Genomic DNA, 9202 nt, shown 5'->3' on the forward strand with positions numbered 1-9202 from the left:
CGGGCGGCGGTCCCGCAGCCGACGCGCCCGCCGCGGCCGGCCGCGGCACCGGCGACGCGGCCGGACCCGGCGAAGGCACGGGAGATCCGCGCCGAGTTCGTGCACGCCTGGGAGGGCTACAAGCGGTTCGCATGGGGCCACGACGAGGTGCTGCCGGTCTCGGGCGGCCACGGCGAGTTCTTCGCCCGCGGCCACCCGGTGGGGCTGTCCATCGTCGAGGCGCTCGACACCCACTACGTCATGGAGCTGGACGACGAGGTCGAGCTGTGCACCCGATGGATCACGGACCGTCTGGACTTCGGCATCGACGCCGACTTCCAGGTGTTCGAGACCACCATCCGCCTGGTGGGCGGCCTCCTCGCCGGCTACCTCGCCACCGGCCGCAGGCCGCTGCTCGACCGGTGCACGGACCTGGCCGACCGGCTGCTGCCCGCCTTCACCAAGTCGCCCACGGGCATGCCCTACCGCCACGTCAACCTCCGGACCGGCCGCGTGTCCGGCACGACGCTGCCGGTCGCCGAGATCGGCACCCACATGCTGGAGTTCGGGCTGCTGTCCGAGCTCACCGGCGACGGCCGGTACCGGCGGGCCGCCAAGCGCGCCGTGCGCGCGGTGGTGCAGCGCCGCTCGTCGCTCGACCTGCTCGCCACCACCCTCGACGTGGAGAGCGGCCGGTGGACCGACCGGCAGGGCAGTGCCGTCGACCCCCCGGTGGACTCCTTCTACGAGTACCTGTGGGGCGCCTGGGTGATGTTCGGGGACGAGGAGTGCCGGGACTGGTTCCGGATGTTCGACACCGCGCTGCGCCGCCACCAGGCCGAGCGCGTCGACGACCTGCTGTGGTTCAAGCACGTCGACTTCCGCACCGGAGCGCTCCTCAACCGGCGGCAGTCCTCACTGGCCGTCGCCATTCTGCCGGTCGGCGGCGACAACGCCCTGGCGGCGGACTACTACCGGTCCTGGACCGCCGTCCTCGACAAGTACGCCGTCATCCCCGAGGCCATCGACTACGGGCGGCTCGCCGTCCTGGACGCCGGGAACAAGCTGCGCCCCGAGTACGCCAACTGCGCCTTCCAGCTCTACTGGCAGACCGGTGACCCGTACTACCGGACCACCGCGTGGCGCTACTTCGAGAACCTCCGCAAACACCACCGGGTGCCGGGCGGCTACACCGTCGTCACGGACGTCACCCGGCGACCGATGCCCCGGGGCGACCACTGCCCCGCGTACGTCTTCGCGGAGAACTTCAAGTGGCTCTACCTCACCTTCTCCGACACCCCGCGCTTCGACTACGCCCACGGCTACCTCAGCACGGAGGGGAAGGTCCTGCGGGGCCTGCGGCCGCCCCCGGCCTGACGGCCCGCCCGCCGATATCACCGGAAAGCATTATTTCTGGCACCACCGGGGTAGGAAAGAATGGTTCCGCCGCCCCCTCACACCAGCCGTCGCCGACGCCGGGAGGTCCGCCCCTCATGGCCGCGTCCGAAGTCGCCGTGCAGCCCGTGGCCGGCCCCCGCGGCCTGCCGCTGCTCGGCAACCTCCTCACCTTCGGCAAGGATCCGCTCGCCTTCTTCGTCCGGCTGCGCGACGACTTCGGGGACGTCGTGTCCTGGCAGCTCGGCCCGCGCCCGAGCCTGTTCGTCTCGCGCCCGGAACACATCGCCGAGGTCCTCGGCGCCGTCGAACAGACCTACGACACCCTGGAGATCGGCTGGGCGCTCAAGCAGGTCGTCGGCAACAGCGTCCTGCTGGCCCGGGGCGCCGACTGGCGCCGCAAGCGGGCGCTCGTGCAGCCCACCGTCCGCCCCCGCCAGGTGCGTTCGTACGCGGCGACGATGGTCGACTGCGCGGAGGCCCTCGCCGGGCGCTGGCGCACGGGCCAGCGCATCGACGTGCGCCGCGAGATGGCCCGGCTCACCCAGCGGATCGTGGTCCGCACCCTCTTCGGCAACGACCTCCAGGGCCGGGGCAGCCTGCTGGCCAACGCCATGGCCGTGGTCCAGCGCGAGACCGGCGCCGAGCTGCGGGGCATCAACCTGTTCCTGCCCTCCTGGGTGCGCACGCCCTCGCGGCGCCGGCTGCTCGCCGCCGTCGGCGTCATCGACGCCGAGGTCGGCCGGCTGATCCGGGCCCGCCAGACCGGGCCCGCCGACGAGGAGCGCGACGACCTGCTCAGCAGGCTCCTGGCCGCCCGGGACGACCAGGGCCGCTCCCTGTCGGCCCGTGAGGTGCGGGACGAGGCGGTGACGCTGTGGGCGGCGGGGCACGAGACCACCTCCACCGCCCTGACGTGGACCTGGTACCTGCTCTCGGCGTCCCCGTCCGCCCGGGCCGGGCTCACCGAGGAGCTGGACCGGGTCCTCGGCGGGCGGACGCCCGTGTACGAGGACTACGAACGGCTCCCCTGGACGCAGCAGATCATCAAGGAGGCCATGCGGCTCTACCCGCCCGCCTGGCTGATCCCCGCGGTGGCCGGGGAGGGCGCCACCCTCGCCGGACGGCCGCTGGAGCAGGGCACCATCGTGTGGTGCAGCCAGTGGTCCACCCACCGCGACGCCCGCTGGTTCCGCGACCCGGCCGCCTTCCGTCCCGAGCGCTGGGCCGCCGACGCCCCCGACCCCGTCCCCGACCACGCGTGGTTCCCCTTCGGCGGCGGCCAGCGCACCTGCCTCGGGGCGCGCTTCGCCCTCGTCGAGGCCGCGCTGGTCCTCGCCACGCTGGCCCAGCGCTTCCACGTGGACGTCGACGGGGGCGAGGTGAAGCCCGAGGTCGGTCTCCTCCTCCAGCCGGCCGTGCCGCTGCGCGCGACCCTGCGGCCCGTCAGCCGCACCGCCGCCCCCGTCACGTGAGGGCCGCACCCCGGACGAGCAGCAGCACCACGTCCACGGCCGCCACCACGACGGCCGCCGCGAACGGCGCCCGCTCCCACCGCCGGCCGCACCGCACCCCGGCAGCCGTGGCCGACGCCGCCACCGCCAGCGCCGCGGGTCCCGCCGCGTCCGGCGCGCCCGGCGGTCCGAAGGCCAGCAGCGCGGTGGCCGCGAGCAGGGGAACGGGCAGGAGCAGGCGGGTGCGCCGCACGCCCAGGCGGTGCGGCAGGCCCCGTACGCCCGTCGCCACGTCCCCGGCGACGTCCGGCAGCACGTCGGCCAGGTGGGCTCCGACGCCCAGCAGCGCGCCGGCCGCAACGAGCCACCAGGCGGGCCACGGCCGGCCCGGCAGCCCGAGGACGACGAAGGCCGGCAGGCTCGCGAAGCCCACGGCGTAGGGCAGCCAGGACCACACCGTCGCCTTCAGCCGCAGGTTGTACGCCCACGCCGCCACCACCCCCGCCAGGTGCACCGCACCGGCGAGCGGACCCCGGGCCAGCGACAGCGGCACGCACAGCGCCAGCGCCGTGAACGCCGCACCCCACACCGCCCCCTCCCCCACCGCCCCGGAGGCGACGGGCTTGTCGCGCCGGCCGGCGGCGGCGTCCCGGCGCGCGTCGAAGGCGTCGTTGGACCAGCCCACCGACACCTGGCCGGCCAGCACGGCCGTCCCGGCCAGCACGCACCGGCCCCCGCTCTGCCCCGCGACGGCGGCCAGCGCCGTCGCCAGGCCCGTGACGGCGGCCGCCGGCCCCGGATGGCACGCCCCGGCCAGGGCGGCAACGGCCCGGCGCGGCCCGTGCCGGGCCAGCTCGCCCGGGCCCGGCCGCTCGCAGGTCTCCACGGAAAGAGCGTAGGGGCCGGACCGTCCGGCACGGGCCGCGGAACGCGCGAACGGCCCAACCCGTGCGGTGTGGTGGGGCGGACGGGGAACACGGGAGAAAACCGATCCTCACGGCGGGAAGAGGCATGACGAGCCGGATCGCAGCCGTTCACGGCGTCCTCGCGCCGCACCGCCACGCCCAGCACGAGATCACCGACATGGTCGCCGGAATGTGCCTGCCGCCCGGCGCCGACCGGCGGGTCCTGGACCGGTTGCACCGCAGCGTCCGGGTCCGCTCCCGCCACCTGGTGCTGCCACTGGAGCGGTACGCGCACCTGGACGGCTTCGGCGCGGCCAACGACGTCTTCGTCGAGGCCGCCACCGAGCTCGGCGCCCGCGCGGTCCGCGGCGCCCTGCGGGAGGCCGGCATCGGTCCCGCCGCCGTCGACATGCTGATGTTCGCCTCCGTCACCGGCCTCGCCACCCCCTCCATCGACGCCCGGCTCGTCGGCCGGCTCGGCCTGCGGCCGGACGTCAAACGCCTGCCGGTCTTCGGCCTGGGCTGCGTGGCGGGGGCCGCCGGCATCGCCCGGGTGCACGACTACCTGCGCGGCTGGCCCGGGCACGTGGCCGTGCTGCTGTCGGTCGAGCTGTGCTCGCTCACCTTCCAGCGGGCCGACGCCTCCACGGCCAACCTGATCGCCACCGGGCTGTTCGGCGACGGCGCCGCGGCCCTCGTCGCGTGCGGCGGACGGTGGCGGGGCCGGCCCGCCGACGGGCCCGCCGTACTGGCCACCCGCAGCCACCTCTACCCCAGCACCGAGCGCACCATGGGCTGGGACATCGGCAACTCCGGCTTCCAGGTCGTCCTCGACCGGGCCGTTCCCGACGTGGTGCGCCGTCACCTGGCCGCCGACGTCCACGGCTTCCTGGGCGAGCACGGCCTCAAGCCCAAGGACGTGACGGCCTGGGTCTGCCACCCCGGCGGGCCCCGGGTCCTGGAGACGGTGACCGAGGTCCTCGGCCTGCCGGAGGGCGCCCTCGACGTCACCTGGCGCTCGCTGGCGGAGGTGGGCAACCTCTCCTCGGCGTCCGTCCTGCACGTGCTGCGGGACACCGTGGCCGCGCGCCGGCCCCCACCGGGCTCGCCCGGACTGCTGCTGGCCATGGGCCCGGGCTTCTGCTCCGAACTCGTCCTGCTGCGCTGGTAGGCGGCCGGCCCATGACCGCACGCCCGACCGAGCCCCCGGGGGACGCATGACCTGGTACGTGATGCTGGTGCTGGCCGTCGCGGCCGAGCGCGCCGCCGAGCTCGTCGTGGCGCTGCGCAACGCCCGCTGGAGCCGGGCCCGCGGCGGGGTGGAGTCGGGCGGCGGCCACTATCCGCCCATGGTCGCGCTGCACACCGGCCTGCTCGCCGGCTGCCTGCTCGAAGCGGGCCCCGGCGAACGGCCGTTCCTGCCCGCGCTCGGATGGCCGATGCTGGGCGTGCTCGTCTGCGCCCAGGTCCTGCGCTGGTGGTGCGTGCGCACCCTGGGGCGGCAGTGGAACACCCGGGTCATCGTCGTCCCCGGCCTGCCCCTGGCGACCGGCGGGCCCTACCGGTGGCTGCGCCACCCCAACTACGTGGCCGTGGTGGCCGAGGGGCTCGCCCTGCCCTTGGTGCGCACCGCCTGGGTGACCGCCCTGGTCTTCACCGGCCTGAACGCGGCGCTGCTGGTGGTGCGCGTCCGCTGCGAGGAGGCGGCCCTGGACGCGGGCCGGGCCGAGGGGCCGACGGTGCCCGTGCGGGTGCGGCCGTGATCGACGTGCTGGTGGCGGGCGGCGGCCCGGCGGGCCTGGCGGCCGCCGCCCACGCGGCGCTGGCGGGGATGGAGGCCGTCGTCGTCGAGCCGCGCGAGCGCCCGGTGGACAAGGCGTGCGGCGAGGGCATCATGCCCGGCGGGGTGGCGGCGCTGCGGGCGCTGGGCGCCGGGGTCACCGGGCGTCCCCTGCGCGGCATCCGCTACGTGGAGGGCGGGCGCAGCGTCGAGGCGGGCTTCCGCGGGGGCGGCGGGCTGGGCGTGCGCCGGACCGAGCTGCATGCGGCCCTGCACCGGCGTGCGACGGAGCTGGGGGTGCGGACCGTTGCGGGCAGGGTCGCCTCGGTCCGGCAGGACCCGGACGGCGTCCGTGCCTTCGGGCTGAGGGCCCGTTGGCTGATCGCCGCGGACGGCCTGCACTCCCCCGTCCGCCGCTCCCTCGGCCTGGAGCCGGCGCCCGGCCCGGGGCCCGCCCGCTACGGGCTGCGCCGGCACTACGGGATCCGCCCGTGGAGCGACTGCGTCGAGGTCCACTGGTCGCCGCACGGGGAGGCGTACGTGACGCCGGTGGGCGACCGGCTGGTGGGGGTGGCCGTGCTGGGCCACGGGGGCGCCGGGTTCGACGACCGGCTCGCGGCGTTCCCGGGCCTGACGCCGCTGCTGCGGGGGCCGGCGGCGAGCGCCGTGCGCGGTGCCGGGCCGCTGCGCCGGCGGGTCCGGCGGCGGGTGGCCGGCCGGGTGCTGCTCGTGGGCGACGCGGCGGGCTACGTGGACGCCCTCACCGGGGAGGGCATCGCCCTCGCGCTGCTCACGGCCGAAGCGGCCGTACGGGCCCTGGCCGCGGGCCGCCCGCAGGACTACGAGGCGGCGTGGCGCCGCCTGACCCGCAGGCACCGGCTGCTGACGGAGGGCCTGCTGCGGGCGAGGGAACACCCGCGCACCGCCGGCCTGATCGTCCCGGCGGCCTGCCGGCTGCCCCGGGTGTTCGCGGCGGTGGTGCACGCACTGCAGTGACGGGCCGGGTCCCGCCCGTGCCGGGCTCCCCCGGGGCCGCCCGGCCACCGGGCGCTCACTCGCCCAGGCCGTCCAGGAGGTCGGGGAAGGCCGGCGGGGTGGCGGCCATGGACTGTTCGGTCCAGACCGTCTTCCCCTCGCGGCCGTAGCGGGTGCCCCAGCGCTCGGTGAGCTGGGCGATCAGGAACAGCCCGCGGCCGCCCTCGTCGGTGCTGCGGGCGCGCCGCAGGTGGGGCGAGGTGCTGCTGGTGTCGGAGACCTCGCAGATGAGGCAGGGTCCGCGGATGAGCCGCAGGGTGACCGGCCCGCCGGCGTAGCGGTAGGCGTTGGTGACGAGCTCGCTGACGATCAGTTCGGTGGTGAAGAGCATCTCGTCCAGGCCCCATGCGCTCAGCTGCCCGGCCAGCAGCTTGCGGGCGCGGGAGGCGGCGCCCGCCTCGGCGGGCAGCGTCCAGGTGGCCACCCGTTCGGCCTCCAGGACGCGGGTGCGGGCCAGGAGCAGGGCGACGTCGTCGGTGGGGCGGGCGGGCAGCAGGGTGTCCACCACCCGCTTGGCGGTCTCCGCCAGGGGGCGGGAGGTGTCGGACAGTTCCTGGCCCAGCAGGGCCAGGGCCTCGTCGACGTCGTGGCCGGTGGACTGGATGAGCCCGTTGGTGAACAGGGCCAGGAGGCTGCCCTCCGCCAGGTCGAACTCGGTGGCCTCGAAGGGCAGGCCGCCGAGGCCGAGGGGCGGTCCGGCGGGCAGCTCCGGGAAGCTCACCCCGCCGCCGGGGGTGACGACGGCGGGCGGCGGGTGGCCGGCGCGGGCCAGGGAGCAGCACCGGGACACCGGGTCGTACACGGCGTACAGGCAGCTGGCGCCGGTGACCTGGTCGTTGGGGAAGTCCCGGGTGTTGGCCTCCTGTTCGGCGGCCAGCCGGTGGACGAGGTCGTCGAGGTGGGAGAGGACCTCTTCGGGTTCGAGGTCGAGGTCGGCGAGGGTGTGCACGGCGGTGCGCAGCCGGCCCATGGTGGCGGCCGCGTCGACGCCGTGGCCGATCACGTCGCCGACGACGAGGGCGACGCGGGCGCCGGAGAGCGGGATGACGTCGAACCAGTCGCCGCCGACGCCCGCCACGGCGCCCGCGGGGATGTACCGGTGGGCCACGTCGACGGCGGGCAGGTCGGGGAGTTCGGCGGGGAGCAGCCGGCACTGCAGGTTCAGCGCCGCCTGGTGCTCGCGGGTGTAGCGGCGGGCGTTGTCGATGCACACGGCGGCGCGGGCGGCGAACTCCCCGGCGAGGGTGAGGTCGTCCTCCTCGAAGGGCTCCGGGCGCCCGGCCCGCCACAGGGTGACGAGTCCGAGGACCAGGCCCCGGGCGGCGAGGGGCACCATCATCACGGAGTGGACGCCGATGGCCTGGGCCTGCCGGGCCTTCTCGTGCGCCACGGCCGACAGGCCGGTGAGCCCCTCGATCCGGGAGAGCAGGACGGGCCGCACCTCGGCCATGCACCTGCCCTGGGGCGTCTCCGGGCCGAAGTCGATCAGTTCGCCCTCCGGGTACTGCACCTGTCCGGCGCCGGAGACGACGGACTTGGTGGCGGCCCTGCGCACGGGCCCGAAGGCGTCCTGGGAGGGCTCCTCGCCCCGGCTGACGGGTTCCAGGAGGTCGACGGAGACGCAGTCGGCGAGGGCGGGAACGACGACCTCGGCCAGTTCGCGGGCCGTCGTGGCCACGTCCAGGGTGGTGCCGATGCGGGCGCCGGCGTCGTCGAGGAGGGCGAGCCGGACGCGGGCCCGGTGGCGTTCGGTGACGTCTTCGACCAACTGGGTGACGCCGAGCACTTCTCCGGCCGAGTCCTCCATGCGGAAGGCGGACACGGACACGTACCGCTCGTCCGTGGGGTCGGTGAGCAGCCGGCAGGACTGCTCGGTGAAGAACATGGGGCGTCCGGTGGCCAGTACCTCCCGCAGGCGCTCCTCGATGGTCCGCGCGTCCTCGGGCACGAGGAAGTCGCCGATGCAGTGCCCGCGGATCTCCTCGGCGGGGACGCCGCCGATGCGGGCGATCGGCCGGTTGACGCGCAGCACGGTGAGGTCGGGGGCGTGCACGGCGAGCCCGATCGGGGAGCGCCGGAAGAGCCCGTCGAGGACGGAACGGTCGGTCTCCCACTGGATGAGGGCGGCGGCGGGGGCGGCGACGAGGAACCATTCGCATTCCGGGGCCGCGCGGGTGACGCAGCGGGCGCGCACGCCCACCGGGATGCGCCGGCCGTCGCGGGCGAGGGCGGGCACGACGCCGAACCAGCCGCGGGCCGCCCGGCAGGCCGCGGCCGCGTCCGCGACGTGCGCGCGGTCCCCGGGGGACACGAGGACGTCGGCGGCGGAGCGCCCGATCACCTCGTCGGCCCGGTAACCCAGCAGCTTCTCGGCCCGCTCTCCCCAGCCGACGACCACTCCGCGGTGGTCCAGTACCGCGGAGGCCGCTCCGGCCACCGAGAAGGGGTCCTCGGGGCTCTCCCGGAAGAACGTCACCGGTCCGTTCATCACACCGCCTTCCTTCCGGCAGCGTGCCACGCCCGCGCCGGGGCCACATGTCGACGGCGGCACCGCCGCGGCGCGGGCTGCCGTGCGGGGACCTTCGGCGGCCTGCGGGGCGGCCTGTTCCGGCGGGCGCCCCGCCCGCCGCGTGCTGCGCGCGGCCTGCGGGCCG

General features: G+C 76.1%; 7 protein-coding genes. 5 read left to right on the plus strand and 2 right to left on the minus strand.

All coding sequences use genetic code 11. The annotated features are described in order from the left end of the window. Both LE181_RS30750 and LE181_RS30755 read left to right on the plus strand, forming a co-directional pair. On the plus strand, nt 1–1356 hold a 1356-nt coding region (locus LE181_RS30750; RefSeq protein WP_263869604.1), incomplete at its 5' end, for a glycoside hydrolase family 47 protein. 116 nt (nt 1357–1472) lie between these two features. After that, nucleotides 1473–2849, plus strand: a complete 1377-nt coding sequence (locus LE181_RS30755; RefSeq protein WP_225664786.1) for a cytochrome P450 — start codon at nt 1473–1475, stop codon at nt 2847–2849. Here LE181_RS30755 and LE181_RS30760 read toward each other — a convergent pair. Further along, nucleotides 2842–3714, minus strand: coding sequence for a UbiA family prenyltransferase (locus LE181_RS30760; RefSeq protein ID WP_372458549.1), 873 nt, complete (start codon nt 3712–3714; stop codon nt 2842–2844). The genes LE181_RS30755 and LE181_RS30760 overlap by 8 nt on opposite strands. 125 nt (nt 3715–3839) lie before the next feature. On the opposite strand from LE181_RS30760, the gene LE181_RS30765 reads away from it, so the two are divergent. Genes LE181_RS30765 through LE181_RS30775 form a run of 3 tightly spaced genes read left to right on the plus strand, consistent with a single transcriptional unit; the run spans nt 3840 to nt 6509 of the window. Next, nucleotides 3840–4904, plus strand: a complete 1065-nt coding sequence (locus LE181_RS30765) for a type III polyketide synthase (RefSeq protein WP_225664788.1) — start codon at nt 3840–3842, stop codon at nt 4902–4904. 46 nt (nt 4905–4950) lie between these two features. After that, nucleotides 4951–5496: an isoprenylcysteine carboxyl methyltransferase family protein gene (locus LE181_RS30770; RefSeq protein WP_225664790.1), complete on the plus strand. Its 546-nt coding sequence runs from the start codon at nt 4951–4953 to the stop codon at nt 5494–5496. Then, nucleotides 5493–6509, plus strand: a complete 1017-nt coding sequence (locus LE181_RS30775; RefSeq protein ID WP_225664792.1) for an NAD(P)/FAD-dependent oxidoreductase — start codon at nt 5493–5495, stop codon at nt 6507–6509. The genes LE181_RS30770 and LE181_RS30775 overlap by 4 nt, the downstream gene beginning before the upstream one ends. Nucleotides 6510–6564: 55 nt before the next feature. Here the strand turns inward: LE181_RS30775 and LE181_RS30780 are convergent, their stop codons facing one another. Then, a complete protein-coding gene (locus tag LE181_RS30780; protein WP_225664794.1) occupies nt 6565–9036 on the minus strand; it encodes a SpoIIE family protein phosphatase in 2472 nt (823 codons plus the stop codon). Nucleotides 9037–9202 lie beyond the last annotated feature (166 nt).

This window comes from Streptomyces sichuanensis (genome assembly GCF_020328095.1).
Lineage (GTDB): Bacteria > Actinomycetota > Actinomycetes > Streptomycetales > Streptomycetaceae > Streptomyces > Streptomyces cinnamoneus.

Coding starts and splice junctions, on each gene's coding strand:
- LE181_RS30755 (WP_225664786.1), top strand. CDS start 1,473: ATGGCCGCGTCCGAAGTCGCCGTGCAGCCCGTGGCCGGCCCCCGCGGC.
- LE181_RS30765 (WP_225664788.1), top strand. CDS start 3,840: ATGACGAGCCGGATCGCAGCCGTTCACGGCGTCCTCGCGCCGCACCGC.
- LE181_RS30770 (WP_225664790.1), top strand. CDS start 4,951: ATGACCTGGTACGTGATGCTGGTGCTGGCCGTCGCGGCCGAGCGCGCC.
- LE181_RS30780 (WP_225664794.1), bottom strand. CDS start 9,036: ATGAACGGACCGGTGACGTTCTTCCGGGAGAGCCCCGAGGACCCCTTC.